Annotated in this window: 14 protein-coding genes and 1 pseudogene; 7 read left to right on the top strand and 8 right to left on the bottom strand. The window is 71.2% G+C overall.

Going from position 1 to position 23,132, the window contains the following annotated elements; all coding sequences use genetic code 11:
- Window positions 1-62 precede the first annotated feature (62 nt).
- The 6 genes from ABT254_RS43865 to ABT254_RS43840 form a co-directional block, all read right to left on the bottom strand.
- Window positions 63-500, bottom strand: a complete 438-nt coding sequence (locus tag ABT254_RS43865; protein WP_351483316.1) for an RbsD/FucU domain-containing protein — start codon at window positions 498-500, stop codon at window positions 63-65.
- Window positions 491-1,399: an amidohydrolase family protein gene (locus ABT254_RS43860; RefSeq protein ID WP_351483315.1), complete on the bottom strand. Its 909-nt coding sequence runs from the start codon at window positions 1,397-1,399 to the stop codon at window positions 491-493. Before ABT254_RS43860 ends, ABT254_RS43865 begins: the two co-directional genes overlap by 10 nt.
- Window positions 1,392-2,726, bottom strand: coding sequence for an L-fuconate dehydratase (locus ABT254_RS43855; RefSeq protein ID WP_351483314.1), 1,335 nt, complete (start codon window positions 2,724-2,726; stop codon window positions 1,392-1,394). Before ABT254_RS43855 ends, ABT254_RS43860 begins: the two co-directional genes overlap by 8 nt.
- A gap of 94 nt (window positions 2,727-2,820) precedes the next feature.
- On the bottom strand, window positions 2,821-3,864 hold the full coding sequence (locus ABT254_RS43850; protein ID WP_351483313.1) for an ABC transporter permease: 1,044 nt from the start codon (window positions 3,862-3,864) through the stop codon (window positions 2,821-2,823).
- Window positions 3,857-5,419, bottom strand: a complete 1,563-nt coding sequence (locus tag ABT254_RS43845) for a sugar ABC transporter ATP-binding protein (RefSeq protein WP_351483312.1) — start codon at window positions 5,417-5,419, stop codon at window positions 3,857-3,859. Before ABT254_RS43845 ends, ABT254_RS43850 begins: the two co-directional genes overlap by 8 nt.
- Before the next feature lie 44 nt (window positions 5,420-5,463).
- Window positions 5,464-6,528 carry a sugar ABC transporter substrate-binding protein gene (locus ABT254_RS43840; protein WP_351483311.1) on the bottom strand — a complete coding sequence of 355 codons (1,065 nt, stop codon included), beginning with the start codon at window positions 6,526-6,528 and terminating at the stop codon, window positions 5,464-5,466.
- 431 nt (window positions 6,529-6,959) lie between these two features.
- Between ABT254_RS43840 and ABT254_RS43835 the strand changes: the two genes are divergently transcribed.
- From ABT254_RS43835 to ABT254_RS43825, 3 genes are all read left to right on the top strand, one after another.
- Entirely contained in the window at window positions 6,960-9,191 is a 2,232-nt protein-coding gene (locus tag ABT254_RS43835) for an alpha-L-fucosidase (RefSeq protein ID WP_351483310.1), read from the top strand.
- Between the two features lie 167 nt (window positions 9,192-9,358).
- Window positions 9,359-10,312 carry an expansin EXLX1 family cellulose-binding protein gene (locus tag ABT254_RS43830; protein ID WP_351483309.1) on the top strand — a complete coding sequence of 318 codons (954 nt, stop codon included), beginning with the start codon at window positions 9,359-9,361 and terminating at the stop codon, window positions 10,310-10,312.
- A 302-nt stretch (window positions 10,313-10,614) separates the two neighbouring features.
- On the top strand, window positions 10,615-12,627 hold the full coding sequence (locus ABT254_RS43825) for a glycoside hydrolase (RefSeq protein ID WP_351483308.1): 2,013 nt from the start codon (window positions 10,615-10,617) through the stop codon (window positions 12,625-12,627).
- Window positions 12,628-12,674: 47 nt separating this feature from the next.
- On the opposite strand, the pseudogene ABT254_RS43820 reads toward ABT254_RS43825, so the two are convergent.
- Window positions 12,675-12,896: pseudogene (locus ABT254_RS43820) on the bottom strand (VOC family protein); the annotation flags it as partial.
- 86 nt (window positions 12,897-12,982) lie between these two features.
- Between ABT254_RS43820 and ABT254_RS43815 the strand changes: the two are divergent.
- From ABT254_RS43815 to ABT254_RS43800, 4 genes are all read left to right on the top strand, one after another.
- Window positions 12,983-13,633, top strand: a complete 651-nt coding sequence (locus ABT254_RS43815) for a hypothetical protein (RefSeq protein WP_351483307.1) — start codon at window positions 12,983-12,985, stop codon at window positions 13,631-13,633.
- Between the two features lie 158 nt (window positions 13,634-13,791).
- The gene (locus tag ABT254_RS43810) at window positions 13,792-17,043 is read left to right on the top strand and encodes an ATP-binding protein (protein ID WP_351483319.1); all 3,252 of its coding nucleotides are present in this window, start codon (window positions 13,792-13,794) and stop codon (window positions 17,041-17,043) included.
- Window positions 17,044-17,240: 197 nt separating this feature from the next.
- Entirely contained in the window at window positions 17,241-19,007 is a 1,767-nt protein-coding gene (locus ABT254_RS43805) for a serine/threonine-protein kinase (protein ID WP_351483306.1), read from the top strand.
- The gene (locus ABT254_RS43800; RefSeq protein WP_351483305.1) at window positions 19,004-19,672 is read left to right on the top strand and encodes a hypothetical protein; all 669 of its coding nucleotides are present in this window, start codon (window positions 19,004-19,006) and stop codon (window positions 19,670-19,672) included. Before ABT254_RS43805 ends, ABT254_RS43800 begins: the two co-directional genes overlap by 4 nt.
- Here the strand turns inward: ABT254_RS43800 and ABT254_RS43795 are convergent.
- Window positions 19,656-23,054, bottom strand: coding sequence for an ATP-binding protein (locus ABT254_RS43795; RefSeq protein WP_351483304.1), 3,399 nt, complete (start codon window positions 23,052-23,054; stop codon window positions 19,656-19,658). The genes ABT254_RS43800 and ABT254_RS43795 overlap by 17 nt on opposite strands.
- Window positions 23,055-23,132: the final 78 nt, after the last annotated feature.

Here is a 23,132-nt window from a genome sequence, read left to right as displayed (position 1 = left end):
CGGTGTGCTGGGGGCGGGAGCCGTGTCCAGGGTGCGGGCGGACAGGTAGCGGACGGCAAGTGTCATCGTGCGATCAGGGTCCCTTCAGCGCGGACGCCGATGGTCAGCAGCAGGTTGGCGTAGGTGCGGGTGTCGGCGGTGACGATCGCCAGTGCCAGGTCGGGTGAGCGGGCGGCGTCGTAGAACTCGAAGCGGCCGAGCGTGTCGACCGGGAGGGGCGCCAGCTTCGAGCGGTACTCGGCGATGGCGGGCGGCTCCGGTTCGCCCTCGGGCGGCACCATCACATGCGCCGCCTCGACGGGCAGGGCGCCCAGCAAGACGTCGAGGACGGTGGTGACGTCGAGCAGCCCGGGGGCGAGGTTGAGGTGGACGGTTCTGGCGCGCTCGCCGGTGGCGGTGCTCGCCGGGTAGTGGCCGTCGGCGAGCAGCACGCGGGCGCCGTGGCCGGCTCCGGCCAGGGATTCGAGGATGCCGGGGTGCAGCAGTTCGGTCAGGAGCACGGCGTCCCCTCCTTCGTCGGAACAGGGGCAGGGGTCAGGTGGTAGAAGGCGGTCGCGGTACCGGCGAGCACCGCCTGGGTCTCCGTACCGGAGCAGTCGTCCAGGAACTCCTCGACGGCCTCGGCCCAGCGGTTCCAGCCGCCGGCGAGCACACAGACGGGCCAGTCGGAGCCGAACATCAGCCGGTCGGGCCCGAAGGCGGAGAGCAGGACGTCCCACACCGGGCGGATGTCGTCGACGGTCCACTTCTCGTGGTCGGCCTCCGTGACCAGACCCGACAGCTTGCAGTGGACCTGGGGATGCCGGGCCAGCGTCCGCAACTGCTGTGCCCAGTCGGTCAGTTCGCGTGTCGCGACGGGCGGCTTGCCGGCGTGGTCCAGGACGAGCGGCAGCTCGGGGAGCCGCTGCGCGAGTCGGATCGCCTGCGGGAGCTGGTGGCTGCGGACCAGCACGTCGTATCCGAGCCCCCGCTCCCCCACCGCACGCAACCCCCTTTCCACGTCCGGGCGTTGGAGCCATCGCGGATCGGACTCGCCCTGCACGAGGTGCCGTACGGCGCGCAGGTACCGGCCTGCGGGAGTGGCCCGCAGCTCGTCGAGTACGTCGCCGATCGCGGGAGACGCCAGGTCCGCCCAGCCGACCACGGCGCCGATCAGCGGATCGCTTTCGGCCAGGGCGAGGAGGTCACGGGTCTCGGGCACGGAGGCGATGCACTGCACGACCACCGTGCTCGTCAGCCGCCGTCCGGCGATCGGCCGGGTCGCGGCCGAACGCAGGGCGTGCGAGCTGAAGTTGCGGCGGATCGGCTCGTGGCCGGGCTCGTCCAGCCAGGGCTGCGGCCTGAGGTCCAGGTCCCACACATGGTGGTGGGCGTCGACGAGGGCCTGGGCGTCAGACACGAGCGGTCCAGACGGGGCCGTCGGGGTAGGCGTACTCCTTGAGGGACTCGGGGTGCATCTGCGCGCTCAGGCCCGGCAGGTCCGGCGCCAGGTAGTGGCCGTCGGCGATGCGCACCGGGTCGACGAAGTGCTCGTGCAGGTGGTCGACGTACTCGATGACGCGGTCCTCGGTGGTGCCGGAGACGGCGACGTAGTCGAACATCGACAGGTGCTGCACCATCTCGCACAGGCCCACGCCGCCCGCGTGCGGGCAGACCGGCACTTTGAACTTGGCGGCGAGCAGCAGGATGGCGAGGTTCTCGTTGACTCCGCCCACGCGCGCGGAGTCGATCTGCACGATGTCGACCGCGCCGGCCTGGAGGAGCTGCTTGAAGACCACCCGGTTGGCGATGTGCTCGCCCGTGGCGACCTTGATGGGGGCGAGCGCCTTGCGGACCGCGGCATGGCCGAGGATGTCGTCCGGGGAGGTGGGCTCCTCGATCCAGTACGGGTCGTACGGGGCCAGGGCCTGCATCCAGTCGATGGCGGGCTGGACGTCCCACCTCTGGTTGGCGTCGACGGCGATGCGGATGTCCGGCCCGACGGTCTCGCGGGCGACGCGCATGCGCCGTATGTCGTCCTGAAGGTCCGCGCCGACCTTCAGCTTGATCTGGGTGAAGCCGTCGGCGACGGCCTCGCGGGCCAGACGGGCCAGCTTCTCGTCGGAGTAGCCGAGCCAGCCGGGGGTGGTGGTGTAGGCGGGGTAGCCCCGGTCGAGCAGGTGGGCGATGCGCTGGGCGCGGCCGGGCTCGGCGCGGCGCAGGATCTCGAGGGCCTCCTCGGGGGTGAGGGCGTCGGAGAGCCAGCGGAAGTCGACCTGCGCGACCAGTTCCTCGGGGGTCATCTCGCCGAGGAAGCGCCATACGGGCTTGCCGGCGCGCTTGGCGGCCAGGTCCCAGGCGGCGTTGACGACGGCGCCGGTGGCCATGTGGATGGCGCCCTTCTCCGGGCCGAGCCAGCGCAGTTGGGGGTCGTGGACGAGGGAGCGGGAGAACGCGCCGAGGTCGCCGCAGACCTGCTCGACGGACAGGCCGACCACGTGCGGGGCGAGGGCCGCGATGGCGGCGGCCTGGACGTCGTTGCCGCGGCCGGTGGTGAAGGCGAGGGCGTGGCCCTCCAGTCCGTCGGAGTCGTCGGTGCGCAGGACCACGTAGGCGGCGGAGTAGTCGGGCTCGGGGTTCATCGCGTCCGACCCGTCCAGGTGCTCGGACGTCGGGAAACGCACGTCCAGCACGTCCAGGGCGGTGATGCGGGCAGATGCCGGGGAAGCGGACAGGGCGGATGACATGGCGGCAACTCCTGTGAGAGCAGGGGCGATACGGCCCCGTGCGACGAGATGGCGGTGCGGTGGAGGGTGCCGGGCGGCCGGGGGGCCGCCCGGTTCACTCCTGGACCTTGCCGCCGGTGATGCGTGAGATGGCGAGGGCGACCAGGATGATCAGGCCGTTGAGAGCGCCGATCCACTGCGCGGGGACGCCCGCCAGGGTGAGCACGTTCTGGATCATGAAGAGCAGCAGGATGCCGCAGAAGGCCCCGAACATGGTGCCCTTGCCGCCGTTGAGGCTGATCCCGCCGATGACGGCGGCGGCGAACACGGTGAAGATGTAGCCGTTGCCCTGTGCGGAGGCGACCGAGGCCAGGCGTCCGGAGAGCAGCAGTCCGGCGAGGGCGGCGAGCAGGCTGCCCGTGACGATGACGATCCACAGCACCCGGTCGGTGCGGATGCCGGCGGCCTTCGCGGCGTCGACGTTGCCGCCGATGGCGTAGAGGGAGCGGCCGAAGCTGGTCCAGCCGAGGACCACGATCGCGACGGCGAACAGCAGCAGGCAGACCCAGATCGACGCGGGCATCCCGAACCATTCGGTGGTGCCGAGGTAGAGCATCGACGGCGGCAGCTGGAAGAATGTCTGGCCGCCGGAGATGCCGGTGAGGACACCGCGCAGCACGATCAGCATGCCGAGGGTGACGATGAACCCGTTGAGGCCGAAGCGGATGATCAGCAGGGCGTTGATCACGCCGATCAGCAGGCCCGTGGCGAGTGTGACGGGGATGGCCCAGGCACCGGGAAGGAGGCCCAGTCCGTGGCCGGCGCCGGCCGGTACCACCAGCCAGGCCGCGACGCCGGGTGCGAGGCCCATGGTGGACTCGAGCGACAGGTCCATCTTCTTGACGATCAGGATCATCGTCTGGGCGAGGACCAGCAGGGCCATCTCGGACATGGTCTGCAGGACGTTGATGAGGTTGTCGGCCTGCAGGAACACCGGGTTGACGATCTGTCCGACGATCGCGATGACCACGATGGCCGGGACGAGCGCGAGGTCGCGCAGCCGGGCCAGGGGTATCCGGCCGCCGAGCAGTGCGGTCCGCTTCGCCGCGGGCTCGGGGGTGCCCGCCGCGGCGGTGTCCGCGAGGACGGTTTCAGGCATGGAGGTCCACTCCTTCCATCGCGGCCACGAGGTCGTGGTCGTGCCAGCCGCGGGCGATCTCTGAGGTCACTCGGCCCTGGAACATCACCAGGACCCGGTCGCACATGCGCAGGTCGTCGAGTTCGTCGGAGGCGATGAGCACTCCGGTGCCGGACTGCGCGGTCTCCTCGACCTTGCCGAGGAGGAACTCCTTGGAGCGCACGTCCACGCCCGCGGTCGGGTTGATCAGGACCAGCAGCCGGGGGTCGTCGGCCAGGGCGCGGGCCATGACGACTTTCTGCTGGTTGCCTCCGGAGAGCGCGGAGACGGGCAGGTCGGGTCCGGGGGTCTTGATCGCCAGCTTCTCGATCATGCCCTCGGCGAGCCGGTCCCGTCGGGTCCGGCTGAGAAAGCCGTTCGCACCGAGCCGCTTCGGCACGGACAGCGTGGCGTTGTCGGCGATCGACATGTCGGGGACGAAGCCCTGGTGGTGCCGGTCCTGCGGGACGAACCCGGTGCCTGCGGCGAGCGCCGCGGGCACGCTGCCCGGCCGGGGCCGCTGCCCGGCGATCTCCACCTCCCCCGCCGCTGCCGCCCTCAGTCCTACGACGGTCTCGGCGACCTCGGTGCGACCGCTGCCGGCGGCCCCCGCGAGGCCGACGATCTCGCCGGCTCCGATCCGGAAGCTGACGTCCTCGTACCCCTCGCCCTGCAGCGCGCGGACGTTCAGTGCGGGCGTGGCGCCGGAGTCGACAGGCGCGGCCCGTTCCGCGCGCCGGTCGGCGGCCGCCTCGCCCGTCATGGCGGCGACGAGGTCGGCGCGGGGCAGGTCCGCGACCGGGGCGGTGACGATGTGCCGGGCGTCGCGGAACACGGTCACCATGTCGCAGATCTCGTAGACCTCCTGGAGGTGGTGGCTGATGAACAGGAAGGTGACGCCCTGGCGTTGCAGGTCGCGGATGCGGTCGAAGAGCCGGTTGATCGCGGCCCCGTCGAGCTGGGCGGTCGGCTCGTCGAGGATGATGAACCGGGCGCCGAAGGACAGCGCGCGGGCGATCTCGACGAACTGCCGCTGCTCGACGCTGAGTTCGGCGGCGGGGGCCTGCGGGTCGACGTTCACCGACCAGGCCGACAGCAGGTCCTGTGCACGCCGACGGGTGGCCCGCCAGCTGATGAGCCGGCCGGCTGCGTGGTCGTGCCGGTTCAGGAAGAGGTTCTCGGCGACGGTCAGCGTGGGGATGATCGTCGACTTCTGGTAGACGCAGGCCACGCGCCGGCGCCAGGCGTCGCGGTCGCCGAGCCGGGGGGCCGGTTCGCCGCCGAAGGTCACCGTGCCCTCGTCGGGGGCCTGGAGGCCGGTGAGCACGGACACCAGCGTCGATTTGCCGGCTCCGTTGCGGCCGACGAGCGCGTGGGTCTCGCCGGGCCTGATGGTGATCCGGGCGCCGTTCAGGGCCACCGTCGGACCGAATCGTTTGACGATGCCCGTCGCCTCGACGACGGGCGGGGCTGCGGGGGCCCGCCCGTCGTCCGCCGGGGCGGGCGCGGGGGTGACTGCTCGCTCCCCGTCGCTCATCTCAACCGCCTTGTTCTCGTGGAATGTTGTGTTCCGGAGGAGGATCAGCCGAGGTTGTTGCCCCACAGCGACTTGTCGTCGCTCTTGACGCTGGGCACGCCGCCGTAGGTGGCGCCGTCGGCGGTGACGAGCGGGGCGGAGAGCTGGTCCTCGAGCACGCCGTCGCGGACCTTGATGATCGTGCTGTCGTGGTCGGTCTTGCCGGGCTTGAACGTCTTTCCGTCGATCGCCGCCTTCAGGTAGTACAGGGCGTACTTGGCGTAGAGGTCGGCCGGCTGGGAGACGGTGGCGTCGATCTTGCCCGCGGCGATGTCCTTGAGCTCCTCGGGGATGCCGTCGTTGGACACGACGAAGACGTGCTTCTTGTCCTTCGGGTCCACCAGCAGGCCCTTCTGCTTGAGCACCTGGAGCGTGCCGGAGAGGGCGAAGCTGGACTCCATGTAGACACCCTTGATGTCCGGGTTGGCGGTCAGGTCGGTCTGCAGCTTCTGCGCGGCGACCGCGCCGTCCCAGTTGGTGGCCTCACCGAGCACCTTGATACCGGGGTAGTTCTTCTTCATGCACTCGTTGAACGCCTCGGTGCGGTCACGGCCGTTGATGGAGTCCAGACCGCCCTCCAGCATGACGACCTTGCCCTTGCCGCCCAGCTTGGTGCCCAGGTACTGGCAGGCCTTCTCGCCGTAGGCGCGGTTGTCGGCGCGCACGACCATGAACACCTTGCCGCTGTCGGGGCGGGTGTCGACGGTGACGACCGGGATCTTCTTCGCCTCCAGCTGCGCGAGGGTGGGCGCGATGGCGGCGGTGTCCTGCGGGGCCATCGCGATGCCCTTGACGCCCTGGCTGATGAACGTCTGTGCGTTGGCGGTGAGCTTGGCGACGTCGTTCTGCGAGTTGGTGGTCTTCAGGTCCAGCCCCAGCTCCTTGCCGTACTGGGGCGTGTACTTGATGTAGGAGTTCCAGAAGTCGGTGTCGGAGCGCGGGTAGTCGACGCCGACCAGCGGCTTGTCGCCCGACGACGCCGAAGTGGTGGAGCCGCTGCTGCATGCACTGAGCAGCGCCAGTGCGGACACGGCGGAGACGGCTGAACAGAGGGCGGTTCTGAGTCTCATCGATGCTTCCTCGCGCTCGTCCCTGGGCGGGAGATGTTTCGCCTCGACGACATCTGTGTATCGCCGTGCGGTAGAGATGGGATGTTTATAGGCGTGATTTCGACCCGCTGTCTAGACCCTCGTCGAACTCGAATTGAAGCGCCAGGTCACAGCCGTCTCGCTGTTACTGCTGGCGCCGCCGAGACTGAAGATGCATCCCATCAATCCATAGTGCCGGACCAGCGTGGCTGACCGCGAGGCCTCGGCAGACATGCCATGTTTGCTTGATCACAAAACTGCCTAAACCTGCCACAATCCGGCCCAACTGCCTTGCCGTGCGGTGCTTTTCATCCCTGCACGCTGGTTGACATCCCAGGGAGACATGGCCGACCTTCATCCGTAACAAGCGGCCCGCTGCACCCCCCTGCCCCCTTCCGAACCAGGGATGTTCCATGTCAAGTTCGCTCAGCAGACGCCACTTCCTGGCCGGCGCCACCTCCGTGGCCGCTGCCGCCGTCGCCGGAGGTGTGTTCGGCGCCGGCACCGCCCAGGCGGCGCCCAGCACCTACACGCCCGACTGGAACTCGGTCGACCAGCACCCGCCGGCGCCGGAGTGGTTCCAGGACGCGAAGTTCGGGATCTACTTCCACTGGGGCGTCTTCAGCGTTCCCGCGTACGACAGTGAGTGGTACCCGCGCAACATGTACAACGCGGGCAGCAACGCCAACCAGCACCACATCGCGACCTACGGCCAGCCGTCGGCTTGGCCGTACCACAACTTCATCAACGGGGCGCAGGACCTGGCGGGCAACTTCGTGAAGTTCGCGCCGAAGCTGAAGTCGGCCGGCGGAAACTTCGACCCCAACGAGTGGGCGCAACTGTTCGTCGACGCGGGCGCCAGGTTCGCCGGCCCGGTCGCCGAGCACCATGACGGCTTCTCCATGTGGGACAGCCAGGTCAACGAGTGGAACTCGGTGAACAAGGGCCCGGGGCTGAACCTGCTGCAGCTCTTCTCCACGGCCATCCGCGCCAAGGGCCTCAAGCTGCTGGTCGCCATGCACCACGCGTACAACTTCAACGGCTACTACGAGTACGCCCCCGCCCAGACGGACCCGAGCCTGAAGAAGCTCTACGGACAGCTGGGCTCGGCCGCCGAGAACCAGCTCTGGTACGACAAGCTCAAGGAGGTCATCGACCGCGCCCAGCCCGACATCCTGTGGCAGGACTTCAAGCTGGACGCCATCGACGAGACCCAGCGCCTGAACTTCCTGTCGTACTACTACAACCAGGCGGGCAGCTGGGGCCGTGAGGTCGTCGCCACCTACAAGGACGGCCTGAACAGCAAGGGCGAGGTCTTCGACTACGAGCGCGGCGGCCCGGCCGACATCACCACGCCGTACTGGCTCACCGACGACAGCATCTCCAGCTCCAGCTGGTGCTACACGCAGGGCATCGGTTACTACAACATTCAGCAGATGCTGCACTCGTTCATCGACCGGGTCAGCAAGAACGGCAACATGCTGCTGAACATCGCGCCGATGGCCGACGGCACCATCCCCCAAGCGCAGAAGGACGTCCTGCTCGGTATAGGCGACCACCTCAAGCGTTTCGGCGAGTCGATCTACTCGACGCGCGCGTGGAGCGTGTACGGCGAGGGCCCGACGAAGATGGGCGGCGGCGCCTTCACCAATCCGACGGCCGGCACGGCGCAGGACATCCGCTTCACCCGCAACAAGGACAACAACGTCCTGTACGCCACCGTCCTGGGCTGGCCGGGCAGTTCGCTGACGATCAAGACACTCGGCTCGGGCAACATCAACCTGTCGTCACTGACCTCGGTGAAACTTCTCGGCTCCACCGCCGGCACCTACATCGACCTGCCGACGCCGGCCCAGAGCGCCTCCGGCCTCACGGTCACCCTGCCGTCCTCCGCGCCGTACAGCGCAAACGCCTATGTCCTGAAGCTCTCCTTCTCCGGCACCATCCCGGCCGTGGCACCGCTCGCCGGGGCCGTCGCCTTCACGGACGTCAACTACACGGGCGGCTCCGCCACGTTCGCCCTCGGCGACTACACCGCGGCCGACCTGACCGCGGCGGGAGTGGGCGCGCGCAGCATCTCCTCCCTCCGTCCGGCCCAGGGCTACCAGGTGATCGGCTACTCCGGTGACAACTTCACCGGCACCGCCTGGACGTTCACCGCCGACAACCCCGACCTCAGGGGCACCGGCAACAACGATCAGATCACCTCGCTGAGGGTCCAGTTCAACCCGTCGACGTACTTCCGGCTCACCAACGTCACCGACGGTCTCGCCCTGGACAGCGGCGGCAACGTCGCCTCCGGATCGACCCTCAAGCAGTGGACCTGGAACGGCAGCTCCAACCTCCAGTGGCAGGCGGTCGATGTGGGCGGCGGCTACTACAAGCTGGTCAACCGCACGAACGGCATGGTCGCCGACGGCTGGGGCGCCGCCGCCGACGGCTCCGCGGCCCGACAGGCCGCCTGGAACGGCGGCACCAACCAGCAGTGGAAGATCACCCACCGGGGCGGCAACAGCTACTCGATCGCCAACCGCACCACCGGCCTGGTCCTCGACGGCGGCGGCAACGTCGCCTCGGGCTCCATCACCAAGCAGTGGACGTACGGCGGCAGTACGAACCTGCTGTGGACCTTCACGGCCCTCTGATCCCCGGAATGTGCGAGCGTCTGCGGTGGCGTACTTCTCGTGCGCCGCCGCAGCCGCCGTCCGACCGGAAGGAACCGTCGGCGACACACAGAAAAGGCAGGCAACCTTTTCGCCGTCGGCGGCAACTGAGCGGTGCACCATCGGCTCCATCTTCCGAACGGACAGGTATGAAGACAGCGAGGCAGGCCGCGCGGCAGCGCAGGCACATACGCCGGCTCATGCTGGGCGGCACGTTGGCACTGACCGCCACGGGCGTTCTCGCCTCCCTGGTCATGGGGGTCCTCCCCGGCCACGGCGCGAATGCGGGGTCTGCCGCGGGTATCCCCTCCGCCACCACCCAGGTGACCGCCGCCGGCTCGGCCGAGGCGCGCCCCTCGGCCACGTCGGCGTCCCCGACCACGACCGGCACGCCGTCGCCGACGGCCGCCGCGACCAGCGCTTCAGCGCGTCCGTCGGCCAAGGGCACCCCGCGCTCCCGGGGAACGAGGTCCACCACGGCAGTGGCGGCAGGGCGGATCCGGCCCCACACCACCTACTCGGGGGTCGCCACCGCCTACGAGGCCGGCGACGGAAACGGCGCCTGCCTGTTCGGACCCAGCGCCGACCTCATGATCGCCGCGATGAACACCACCGACTACGAGACGTCCAGGGCGTGCGGTGCGTACGTGCTCGTCCACGCGTCCAACGGTGCCTCCGTCACCGTACGGATCACCAACGAATGCCCCCTGCCCTGCGCGCCCGGGCAACTCGACCTGAGCCAGCAGGCCTTCGCCAAGCTGGCCGACCTCAAGGTCGGCCGGCTGGCGATCACCTGGCAGCTGGTGAGCCCCAGCGCAGTCGGCACGATGTCGATCAGGTACAAGACCGGGTCCAGCCCGTACTGGTGCGGCATCCAGGTGATCGGCCACCGGAATCCGGTGGCGCGGCTCGAGGTCCGCACCCCGGGCGGCTGGCGGCAGTTGCCGCGCACCGACTACAACTACTTCATTTCCGCCAACGGCGGCGGGTGCGGCGGCTCGATCAGGGTCACGGACCTCTACGGGGAGCAGCTGACCGTCAGTGGGATCGCACTGCGGCCGGACGTCGTGCAACCGACGCGGGTCCAGTTCGCCCGGCACTGATCGCGCCGGTCACACCTTTGGCGGCATCAACTCCCCAACTTTCGCTGTCCGTTCCGAAACTCACGGCCTCACGGATATGAGGCGAGCCATCGATCATGTCCATGCTTCCGGCAGTTGGCCGGAAGCATGGACACGTGAGTGGGCCCGAAAGTTTCGAAGATGTTAACGAATCATGCGGGAAGCATTGACGAGCTTTACCGCGTCCCTATCATCCGTGGTGCTCGGCAAGTCGACTGACGTTCGGCACCCCGCACGAGAACGCTTCTCGGGATGTCATGGACGCATCAAACTTGAGGAGAAGAATGAACCCGCTGACATGGCTCGGCCGCCGCCGAGTCCCGGTCTTAGGCCTGCTCGCCGCGGCCGCCCTGGTGACACCCGGGACCGCGGCCGGCGCGCCCAACCCCACGATCCAGGCATCCACGCTGGGCGCCCAAGCCGCCCAGTCCGGACGGTACTTCGGGACCGCCGTGGCCGCCGGGCGGCTCGGCGACGGCACGTACAGCAGGATCCTGGACCGGGAGTTCAACGCGGTCACGCCCGAGAACGAGATGAAGTGGGACGCGACCGAGCCGTCCCGCGGCAACTTCAACTTCGGGCCCGGCGACCAGATCGTCAGCCATGCCACCGCGCACGGCCAGCGGATGCGCGGCCACACCCTGGTCTGGCACTCCCAACTGCCCGGCTGGGTCAGCTCCATCAGGGACGCGAACACCCTGCGCAGCGTGATGAACAACCACATCACCACCGTCATGAACCACTACAAGGGCAGGATCTACGCCTGGGACGTGGTCAACGAGGCGTTCGCCGACAACGGCAGCGGCCAGCAGCGCAGTTCGGTGTTCCACGACGTGCTGGGCAACGGCTTCATCGAGGAGGCGTTCCGCACCGCCCGGAACGTCGACCCGGCGGCCAAGCTCTGCTACAACGACTACAACATCGAGAACTGGAGCGACGCCAAGACCCAGGGCGTCTACCGCATGGTCCGCGACTTCAAGTCCCGCGGTGTGCCCATCGACTGCGTCGGCTTCCAGTCCCACTTCGGCACCGGCGGCCCGCCGTCGAGCTTCCAGACCACCCTGTCGAACTTCGCCGCCCTCGGCGTGGACGTGCAGATCACCGAACTGGACATCGCGCAGGCCTCGCCGACGGCGTACGCGAACACGGTGCGCGCCTGTATGAACGTGCCGCGCTGCACCGGCATCACCGTCTGGGGCATCCGCGACAGCGACTCCTGGCGCAGCGGCGAGAACCCGCTGCTGTTCGACCGCAACGGCAACAAGAAGCCCGCGTACAACGCGACGCTGACGGCGATGGGCGGCACGCCCGCCGCCACCCGCAGCGCTGCCGAGGCCGCCGCCCTGCCCAGCCGTTACTCGTGGAGCTCCAGCGGTCCGCTGATCGCACCCAAACCGGACGCCACCCACAACATCGCCGGGATCAAGGATCCGACGGTCGTCCAGTACAACGGCAAGTACCACGTGTTCGCCAGTGTCGCGAGCGCCTCCGGGTACAGCCTGGTGTACCTGAACTTCAGTGACTGGTCCCAGGCCGGTTCCGCCACGCACCACTATCTGGACCGCACCGCCATCGGCACCGGGTACCGGGCCGCGCCCCAGGTCTTCTACTACGCGCCGCAGCGCCTGTGGTACCTCGTCTACCAGACCGGCAACGCCTCGTACTCCACCAACCCCGACATCAGCAACCCCAACGGATGGAGTGCGCCGCGCAACTTCTACTCGTCGATGCCGGACATCATCCGGCAGAACATCGGGGGCGGCTACTGGGTCGACATGTGGGTGATCTGCGACAGCGCCAACTGCTACCTGTTCTCCTCCGACGACAACGGGCACCTCTACCGCTCGCAGACAACCGTCGGCCAGTTCCCGAACGGCTTCACCAACACCGTCATCGCGGCCCAGGACTCCAACAAGTACGCCCTGTTCGAAGCGAGCAACGTCTACAAGGTGCAGGGCAGCAACCAGTACCTCCTCCTCGTGGAGGCCATCGGCTCGGACGGCCGGCGCTACTTCCGCTCCTGGACCGCGAGCAGTCTCGCCGGCTCGTGGTCACCCCTGGCCGCGTCCGAGAGCAATCCGTTCGCGAGGTCGAGCAACGTGGCGTTCCCCGCCGGTGCCTGGAGTCGGGACATCAGTCACGGCGAGATGATCCGCGCGGGCTACGACCAGACGCTCACCATCCCGGCCTGCAAGCTGCAGTACCTGTACCAGGGCAAGGACCCCAACGCGGGCGGTGACTACAACAGCCTGCCGTGGCGTCTGGCCCTGCTCACCCAGACCAATTCCACCTGCTGACCCCATGGGCCCCGCCGCTCCTGCGGGGCCCATCCCCCTCGGGATCGTCAGGACGTGGCGGCCAGGTCGGACTCGCTGCGCAGAACGCAGAATTCGTCTCCTTCGGGATCAGCAAGGACCGCCCAGCCGGATCCATCGGGGTTCCGGCGATCGGCGACAAAGGTGGCACCGAGGCCCAACAGCCGTTCCACCTCCTGCTCACGCGAGGTCTCCGGGCGCAGACACAGATGGATCCGGTTCTTGATCGCCTTGGCTTCGGGCACCTGGTGTTCCCCTGTCGGGCCGGACATGGTCGGTGCCCCCGAGTCGTCCACGCCCATCTGCAAAAGTGGCGGGACACGAAGGGACGGTCCCCATGGCTGAGCACGCCGTCGTACGCCGGATCGGCGTCGCCGCCCTCTCCCTGCTGGCCGCGCTCGGGTCCGCGGCGGGACAGGGGTGGGCGCAGCCCCGGTCGTCCTCGCCCGCCGACTGCGCCCCTGTCACCGCAACGATCAAGGGCAGGGTGGGGGACACCGTCGTGGTACGGCTCGGCGTGACGAACCTGGGCCCCGGTTCCCCTGCCGGCGGAGCCCCTGGAAGTTTCGCTGTGGTGCCGCCTGCCGGGACCACGATCACATCCATTCCCTGGGAGGGGGACGACGACGATCGGACATACTCGTGCCGTCCGCCGCAGGACAAGGACAACGGCTTCTTCCTGTGCGACCTCTCGGAGTGGCCCGCTCCCCCGCCCGGCTCCTCGATCACCGTCGGATTCCACATCCGCATCGACAAGCGGATACCCGGCGCCAGGGGTTCCGTCACCGTGTACGGCCCGAACGACCCCAGGCCCGGCAACGACCGCGAGGCGATTCCTGTGGACGCCATGCCCGCGCCGTTCTGGCGTTGGCAGCACTGGGCGCCGGCGGCCGGGGCCCTGGCCCTGGTGGTCTGCGCCGGCGGATGGTTCGTGAAGAGGCGGCGGCAGGACAGGTTCCAGCGCCGAACATCCGCTGCTGCTCGTTGAGCACGATGGCCCGCTGCGACGAGCATCCCGGTGGGCGCACGCCAGGCACTATGGGGCGTATGGAGCACGCCGACGGTGAGGGACCGAGACGGGGCGTCCCGGGGCCGGAGCCCCGTGGGGCCGCCGGGCTGCGGGTCCGTGTCCTCGGTGGGTTGACCGTGACGCGCGGCGGACGGGCACTGAGTCTCGGTGGGCCCCGGCCGCGTGCGCTGTTCGTGCTGCTGGTGCTGGCTCGGGGCGCTGTGGTCACCTGCGACCGGCTGGTCGACGCCATGTGGGGCGAGGAACCGCCCCCGAGCGCGGTCGGTGCCCTCCAGGCGTACGTCTCGCGGCTGCGACGTGAGCTGGAACCGGCCCGCACGACCGGTACCCGCAGCAGCGTTCTCGTGCGGGAGGGCTCCGGTTACGCGATCCGTCTCGCCCCCGACGAGGTCGACGCCTGGCGGTTCGAAGCGCTGCTCGAACAGGCCGGCCGGCCCGAGCCGTCGGCGCCGGAGAAGGCCGGCCTGCTCACCGAGGCGCTCGCCCTCTGGGCGGGACCGGCCTTCGAGGGGTTCGAGGACGCACCCTGGGCACGGGCGGAGGCGGCTCGCCTTGCGGAACTGCGCGAGGTGGTACGGGAGCGGCTTCTGGCGGCCCGTCTGGAGTGCGGGGACCCTGGCGAGGTCCTCGACGAGGCCGAGGACCTCGTCGCCGAACAGCCTCTGCGCGAGGAGCGCTGGTCCCTGCTGGCCCTTGCCTGCTACCGGGCCCGTGGCCGGGCCGAGGCCCTCGCGGTACTGCGCCGCGCCCGCCGCACTCTGGCCGACCGGTTGGGCATTGATCCAGGTCCCGCCCTGCGCGGCGTCGAGGCCGAGGTCCTGTCCCATGCGCCGCGCCTCGCCGTGCCGGTACCGGCCACTGCGTCGGGGCTCACCCCCGCCTCCGGTCAACTCGTGGAGCGCGAACACGAGTTGGCCGAACTGCGGGACTGTCTCGCGGACGCGGTCGCGGGCCGGGGCGGACTGGTGTGTGTGCAGGGCCCCGCCGGGATCGGCCGCAGCGCACTGCTGGCGGAGGCTGCCCGGTCGGCTCGGGAGTCGGGCGTACGGGTCCACGGCGCGCACGCTTCCTCGCCGACCCGCCCGCGTGAACCCTACGAGGTCGTACGCCAGTTGCTCGGTCCGGAGGTCGCCGAGCAGGGCGGCGTGCCGGCGGCCGCCGCGACGCCGGCTGCCGAGGGACCGGACGGCTTCGGCGTTCTGCACGCCCTGTACCGGCTCATCGAGCGCCTGGTCACCGTCGACGACCCGGCGCGGCGGCCCCTGCTCCTCCTCGTGGACGACCTGCAGGCGTGCGACACGGCGTCCCTGCGCTTCCTCGCCCACCTGCTGCCGCGCATCCAGACCCTGCCGATTCTGGTCGTCACCGCGCTGCGCACGGGGGAACGTCCTGCCCTGGACGAGAACGAGCAGGTGCTGGCCGACATCGTGCAGGACCCCACGGTGGTGCACATCCGGCCGGAGCCTCTCGGCCCGGCAGGTGTCGATCATCTCGTACGGCGGCGGCTCGGCGCCCTGGCGCCCGAGGAGGTCGTCCAGGCCTGCCGCCGAGTGTCGGCGGGGCTGCCGCTGCTGCTGACCCATGTGCTCGGGACCCTGGAGACCGCGGGAGAGGGGGCAGACCCGCGTGTCGTCGAGGAGGCCGGAATCCGTGCCGTCTCCGAGCTCCTGCTCGCGCGGCTGGACCGGCTGCCGCCCGCCACCGCGGATGTCGTACGGGCGATCGCGGTCCTCGGCGGCGGGGCCTCCCTGCCGGCGGTCGCCGCCTTCGCGGAGCTGTCCGAGCAGGAGGTGGCCACGGCGACGGCGGCCCTGGTGCGGGCCGAAGTGGTCCGGGACCAGTACCCGTTGGACTTCGTCCATCCCCTGACCGGCGAGGCCGTGCTGCGAACGGTACCCGGGCAGCAGCGCCCGGACCTGCAGGAAAGGGCGGCACGGCTGCTCGACCGTGCCGGGGCGGCTCCGGAGCGGATCGCCGCGCATCTGCTCCTGGTCCCCTACCGGGGCGACCCCCGGGTGGTCGAGGTCCTGCGCACCGCAGCGGCACGCGCGCGTGCCCGCGGCGCCAACGACGCCGCCGCCACCCTGCTGACGCGGGCGCTGCTCGAACCGCCCGCGCGGGACGTCCGGCCCGAGGTGCTGCTGGAACTGGGCCGCGCGGAAGCCCTCGTCGACGGGCGGGCGGCGGCCCGGCATCTGCGGGAGGCGTACGAGAGGTCACCGTCGGCCGCGGGCGCCGCGCGTCTGCTCGCGCAGACGCTGATCTACACCGGCAAGCCCGGTGAGGCGGCCGAGTTCGCGGCACGGGCGGCGGCACGGCTGCCGACCGCCGGGCCGGCCGCTGCGGACGGTACGGCCGACGAGTGGCAGGGGTTGGTGGCCCTGGCCCGGCTCGGCGCCTTCGCGCACGGGCTCTACAGCACGGGCGCCGACGGCACGGACGGGAAACTGCCACCGCCCCTCGGCGACGGGCCCGGCGCCCGCATGCTCGCCGCCGAGGCGGCGAGGGAGGCCACCGTATGGGAACTGGACCGCGCCACGGCCGTCGCCTCCGCCCGTTTCTCGCTCACCGAACGGGTGCTGCTGCACAGCGGCGAGATCCTCTCCTGGTGCACCGCGGGCGTCGTGCTGCACCTGGCCGGCGAGGACGTGCGGCGGCTGTGGGACGAGACGCTGACGTACGCGGCTCAGCACGGGTCGCTGATCGGGACGCTCTCGGCGCACCTGTGGCAGGGGTTCACCCGGTGGCGGCACGGCGAGTTGGACCAGGCGCGCCGTTCGCTCGAGGCCGCGCTCGAACAGTTCGGCGCGTGGGGCGTCACACCCGGCGCCCCGCAGTGCCGGGCCTTCCTGACGGGTGTGCTGCTCGACCTCGGGGACATCGCCGCGGCGCGTGCCTGTCTCGCGCGGATGCGGCAGCGGAGCGCGGGTGCGGAGGGGGCGCGGTTGCACGGGGAGAGCGAGGCCCGCGTGCTGATCGCGCAGGGCCGGTACGCGCAGGCGCTGGCCGTGCTGGACGGCGTGCGCCACCTCCAGCCCGCGGTGGTGAACCCGGTGTGGTGGGACGGGGAACTCCTGCGGGTGCGGGCCCTGACCGGGCTGGGTGAGCGGGACCGGTCCGAACAGCTCGCGCGGCAGCAGCTGGTGATGGCCCGCAGGTGGGGCGCACCCGGCGCCGTCGCCCGGGTGCTGCGATTGCTCGGTGAGGCGCGCGGGCCCGGCGGCGCCAGCGAAATCCGGGAGGCGCTCGCCCTCGCGGCCGACGGCCCTGCTCGCCTGGAGCACCTGCGGGCCGTGCAGTCCCTGCATGCCGTGACCTGCGGGGACAGCTCCAAGGACGGCGCCGTACGCCGATTCCCCCCTGTGTGACCGGCGTACGACAGACCGTCGGGAGGAGAATCCGACGCCCGACTTGCGATCGGCTTGCAAGCGGTTCGCAAGACCGATGGTGCATCGTCCATGTCCCGGAGGAAGCAGACGCATCACCAGGCAGACGCATCACGAGGCGGACGCACCGCAGGAGCACGAACGGGGGCGGTCCGGGGGACGGGCCGGATGCAGAGGACATGAGCGAAGCGATACGCGGCGGGGGCCCATGGGCGGTCGCCGGCTACACACAGATCAAGGAGCTGGGCTCAGGCGCCAGTGGGCGCGTGGTCCTGGCCACGCACGACACCACCGGCACCCATGTGGCGATCAAGTACCTCGCCGAGCAGCTCTGTGACGACCCGGCCTTCCGTGAGGTCTTCCGCGCCGAGGCCCGGCTGCTGGGCGAGCTCCGCTCCCCGCATGTCGTGGCGCTCTACGAATACGTGGAGAGTCCGCGCGGTGCCGCCATCGTCATGGAACTCGTGGACGGTGTGCCGCTGCGCAAGCTGCTGCGCGAGCACGGTGCCACGACCCCCGAGGCCGCGCTCGTCGTGCTCAAGGGGTCGCTGCTCGGCCTCGCGGCGGCCCACGCGGAAGGCGTCGTGCACCGCGACTACAAGCCGGACAACGTCCTGGTCGCCGCCGACGGTTCCTCCAAGCTGGTGGACTTCGGCATCGCCGTGCCCAGCGGGGTGGCCGCCAATGCCTCGGGCACCCCGACCTATATGGCGCCCGAGCAGTGGACCGGCGGTGCGGCCGGGCCGGCCACCGACGTCTACGCGGCGACCGCGACCTTCTTCGAGTGCCTGACCGGGATGAAGCCGTACCCGGGCCAGACGCTGGCGGAGCTGGCCGTCCAGCACATCGAGGCACCGATCCCGGCCGAGCTGGCTCCCGAACCGGTGCGCCCGCTGATCCGCAGGGGCCTCGCCAAGACGCCCGAGGAGCGCCCGGAGAGCGCGGCGGCATTCGTCGAGGAGCTCGAAGCCGTCGCGGCGGGCGCGTACGGAGAGGAGTGGGAGGAGAACGGCCGACGCGAACTCGCGGCCCTGGCCGCCCTGTTCCTCCTGCTCTTCCCGCTCTCCGACGGTACGGCCTCGGGCACGACCGCCCTGGCCACGACCACCCTCGGAGCGGGCGCCCGCCGGCTGCCCGGCAGAAGGGGGAAGGTCCTGGCCGGGCTGGCGGCGGGGGTCGTGCTGGTGGTCGGCGGGGTCGCGGTGACGGCCGTCGCCACGGGTGGGGGCGGTGGGCACCGCACCACGCACGGAGCCGGGTCCAGCTCCGCCGAGGGGGCCGGTCCGAGCGGATCGTCCGACTCCCCGGACGGTGGCCCCTCGGCATCGGACGGCTCCGCGTCCCCGTCCGGGAGTGCTGCGCCCTCCGCGTCGGCGTCCGCGAAGGACGCTTCGCCCAGCGCTGACGGGACGTCCGGCGGGACGGGCGGCGGATCGTCGGGCACGGGCGGGACGACGTCCACGACGGGCGGCGGTACGAGCGGCACGGGCGGCGGTGGGACCACCGGCGGCAGCGCCTCCGGCGGAACGACCTCGACCGGGGGTGGCTCCACCAGCGGCGGCGGGACGACGGCAAGCGGCACCTCCACGCCCCCTCCCACCCTCGACGTCACCTCGGCGCAGATCAACGCGGTGGGCCCGACCTCGGCCACCTGCACCATCGTGGCCTCCGTCAGCGTGACGACCGACGGCGCCGCCGACGGCACGCTCTATCTCAGCTGGTACGTCAGCGACTCGGCCGGCGCCGTCGGCACCGTCGTCGCCACCGACCCCGTCGCACTGCCCAAGGGCAAGACCCAGATCTCGGGCCGCTACACCCACGCCTTCCCGGTCCCGACGCGCTACGACTACCTCGGCGTCAGGATCACCACCGATCCCGCGGCCGACTCCGGCAACGGTTCCTTCCAGTCCACCGCGGCTCCCGTCGATTGCGACCCGCCCCGATGAGCACACCCTCCGAGGACCCCCGACTGCGGTTCGCCCGTACCGACCCGGCGTCCCGCCCCGGCGACCCCGACCTCACCGCCACCCTCCCGCCGACGGATCCGGCCGCGACCCTGCACCTCCCTCCCTCGGAAGCAGGCGGGGCAGAGACCCGTTTCGGGCCCGGCGTGCCCGGTGCGCCGGACACCGCCGACAACCTCGCGACGGGCCTCTGGCGAGGCACGGTCACTCCCGAGGTCGCGTCCGGCGTGACCGCCCGTCGCCCCCGGCCGCGCCGGCGGCGGGAACTGCGGTTCCTGCTGGTGATGGTCGCCGTCGTGGTGGCCGTCGTGCTGGCCATGCGCTCCTGCACGGCTGCCGGACCACCGCTGAAAGTGCTGGACGCCACGGTCACGGCGCCCGAGGTCGGCCACTGCGCGAAGACGGTCGTCGTCACCGGAGTCCTCAGGACGGACGGCCATGCCGGCACCGTCGACTACCGCTGGAAGCGCAGCGACGGCACGGCGTCGGCCGTCCTCCACCAGGAAGTCGGCCGCAACGTCAAAAGCTCGAAGGTCGTACTGCGCTGGAGCTTCGACGGCCACGGCACCATGAAGGCCACCGCCACCCTCGAAGTGCTCTCGCCGGACCGGGTGACGGCCTCGACCGGCTTCACGTACGACTGTTAGGCCCTTCCGCGAGACCCACGGCTCCGCACTCCCGCGCGATGCTCCGCCCCCGGCTCAGCAAGGAACGGGCCTCGTCCTCCTCGGCGTACGCGGCGAGCGCACACAGCGCGCGGGCGTACTCCAGCCGTGCCGGGCCGGGTGCCAAGAGGGCGACGGCTTCACGCAGTTGGGGCTCGCCCTCGGGTCCTCGCAGCTGTCCGACGATCCGCAGCACCCGCCCCAGCGTGCTGGGGGCTCCCCACCCGCGGGCGACCGTCAGCTGCTCCTCTGCGAGCGCCAGCGCCTCGGCCCGCCGGCCGACGCCCGCGAGCGCGCGCGCCCGCAGCAGCGACCAGGGCCACCATGCCGGGTTGGCCAGCGGGGGCTGGAGGTGGCCCACGCCGTCGAGGGCGGCGAGCGCCTCCTCGTGGCGGCCTTCCGCGTTCAGCACGCCCGCCTCGCTCTCCCCCAGCAGCCGCTGCCCCTCCGTTCCCCGGATCCAGCCGCGCATCCGCTCCAGACAGGCGCGAGCCCCCGCGGTGTCTCCGAGGTCCAGCAGGACGGCGGTCAGGAAGGTGCGGCCCTGTGGGGCGCCCGGCGCGAGCCCCCAGGTCTCCGACTGCCCGACCGCGGTCTCCAGCGACTGCCGTGCCGCGTTCAGGTCCCCGTGGTGCCACTGGGTGAAGCCGCGCCACAGGTGTGTGGCGAGCACGGAGAACAGTGAGCCGCTCTCGACGGCGCGGGCCACCGCCGCGTCCCACAGTTCGCCGACCTCCTCGTCGGCGAGGTGCAGCACGATGGCGGCCGTGTACCAGAGCATCTCCTCCCCGGCGGCCTGGAGCACTCCGCCGGCGACGGCGAAGCGGGCCAGTTCGACGGCCCGGGCCCGGTTGCTGCCGTCCGAGGCCGCCTCCCGGGCGAGATTGGCGGCGAGCATCCGCGCGCCGGGGCCCTCGCCCTCGACGACCGGGTTCTCGACGGTGCGCCACAGCCGCGGGTCCAGGCCGTGCATGAAGCCGCTGATGCGCTCCAGCGCCAGCAGTCCCTGCCGTTCGTCCTTCAGCTCGGCGGGCAGTTCCGCCGCCGCCCGGCGGGCGAACTCGGTGGCCTGGCCATGGCCGCCGGCGAAGACCAGGATCCGGGCGAGCAGCAGGGCGGCGACCGCTCTGCGCTGCGGGTCGGCGAGGGTGTCGTAGGCCTGACGCAGATGGTCGACGGCGGCCGGGCCGTTGCCGAGCATCTCGGCGCGCCCGAGTTCGAGAAGGACCTCGGGGCGGCGTTCGGGGGTGGGCGGTTCGTCGAGAGCGCGGGTGAGGTGGGTGACGGCGGCGTCGGGGGCGCCCCGGCCCACGGCCTCGCGGGCGGCCGCGCAGAGGATCTCCACCACATCCGGGTCGCCCCGGTGCGGGGCGAGCAGCAGCTGGGCCGCCGTGCGCTCCGGCGGTGCGCCCGCGGCGGACAGCGCCCGGGCCGCCCGCTCATGCCGCAACTGCCGTTCCCCGGGCGGCAGTTCACGGTAGACGGCCTCACCGACCAGGGGGTGCGCGAAGGCGTAGGGGCGGCCGTCGCGCAGGATCTCGGCCTGCACGAGCGGCACGATCGCCTGCGCCGCCTCCGCCTCCGACCGCTCCATGAGCGCGGCGACCTCGGCGAGCGTGGCCGCCCCGTCTCCCAGTACGGCGACGGCCTGCGCCGCCGCCCGCGCGCCTTCGGGCAGGCGGGCGATCCGGCCCAGCACCAGCCCGGACACCGCCCGGGCCCCGGTCTCGGCCACCTCCCCGCTGTGCGCGGCGTCGGGCCGTGTCCCGCGCGCGTGCAGCGCGCGCAGCAACTGCCGCAGCAGCAGCGGGTTTCCGGCGGTGGCGCGATGGCAGGCCGCTGTGAACTCCTCCTGGGGCTCCTCACCGAGCGTCCGGCGTACGAGCCCTGCGACCCCGCCCGCCGTCAACGGTGTGGGCCTGATCCGCACCACCGACGGATCCGTCGTCAACGTCCCCGGCAGCTCCTCGCCCGGTCGCTGCTCCCCCGTGCGCAGGGTGAGCGCGATGAGCACCGGCAGCCCTTCGAGCCGGCCCGCCAGATACGCCAGAAACCGCAGCGAACCGCTGTCGCTCCACTGCACGTCGTCCACGGCCAGCACCAGCGGCCCGCGGGCTCGCACCAGCTTGCGCGTCAGCTCGCTCAGGCCGTTGAGCACGGCGAAACTCTGCGGCTGCTGCCCCCGTACCTCTCCGAACACCGCGCCCGCAGCGACGGCGGTCCCGGCGAGCAGGGGCTCCTCGCTGCCGCTCACCACCCGCTCGAACAGCTGGCGTACGACCCCGAAGCCGTAGTCCTTCTCCCGTTGGCTGCCCCTGGCGGTGAGGGTGAGGGCCCCTTCCCCGGCGGCCAGTTCGGAGACCTCGCCGAGCAGGCGGCTCTTGCCGATGCCGGCCGGGCCCTCGATGAGCACGACGCCGGGTCTGCCGTCGAGGGCCGCGCGCAGGCTGTCGCGCAGTTCGGCGATCTGGAGATCGCGTTCCACGAGCGCGTCGGTGCGTGGGGCGGGGCGAGGGACGAACACCGGCGCTGAGGCCGCGGACGTACCGGCCGCGGCAGGAGCGGTGTGCGGTATCTGCCGGGAAGGGGTATCCAGCAGGGGCGACTGGGCGAGGATCCTCGCTTCCAGGTCGCCCAGATCCGTCCCTGGAGCACACGACCCGGCCGGCAGCAGCTTCCTCCCGCGGCGGAGGGCCTCCAAGGCGTCGGCCTGGCGGTGGGCGCGGTAGAGGGCGAGGGCGAGCAGACCCCAGCGTTCCTCGCGCAGCGGGTCCTCGGCGACCAGGGATTCGAGTTCCGGGACGAGGACGGCGTCCTCGCCGCGGGCGAGACGGGCGGCGAGCAGGCGCTCGCGGGCCAGCTCACGCAGTTCGGTGAGGCGCACCGCCTCCGGGCGCGCCCAGGACTCGGCGGCGTACTCCGCGTACGCGGGCCCCCGCCACAGCGCGAGCCCGGACTCCAGGACGGACACCGCCTGCGAGGGTCGTCCCCGCTCCGAGTGCACCGAGGCGGACCGCAGCGCCGCCTCGAACCGCCAGGCGTCCACCGCCTCGTCCGGCAGCCGCAAGGCGTAGCCCGCCCCTTCGCTGACGATGACGCCGGCGCGGGCCCTCGCCTCCTGCTCCGGTTCGAGGCAGCGCCTGAGATGGGAGACATGGGCGTGCAGCGAGGCGGCGGCACTGGGCGGCGGTGTGCCGCCCCAGACCCGTTCGACCAGCCGGTCGCGGGAGACGACGGAGCCGCGGGCGACGATCAGCAGGGCGAGCACGGCACGCTGCCGCCGCCCGCCCAGCTCCAGCGGCCGGCCCCGGAATCCGGCACGGACCTCGCCGAGCACCGTCATGCGCAGTTCGTGCAGCGACACGTGGGGCATCAAACCAGAACACCGCCACACTGCTCCACAGCAGTCTCACAACAAAGACACGACTTCGGCCCCCGCGCG

Origin of the sequence: Streptomyces sp. NPDC001137, from assembly GCF_040298885.1 — a bacterium.
Lineage (GTDB): Bacteria > Actinomycetota > Actinomycetes > Streptomycetales > Streptomycetaceae > Streptomyces.
The sequence above is the reverse complement of the archived record's forward strand: the minus strand, read 5'-3'. Positions and strand labels throughout refer to the sequence as shown.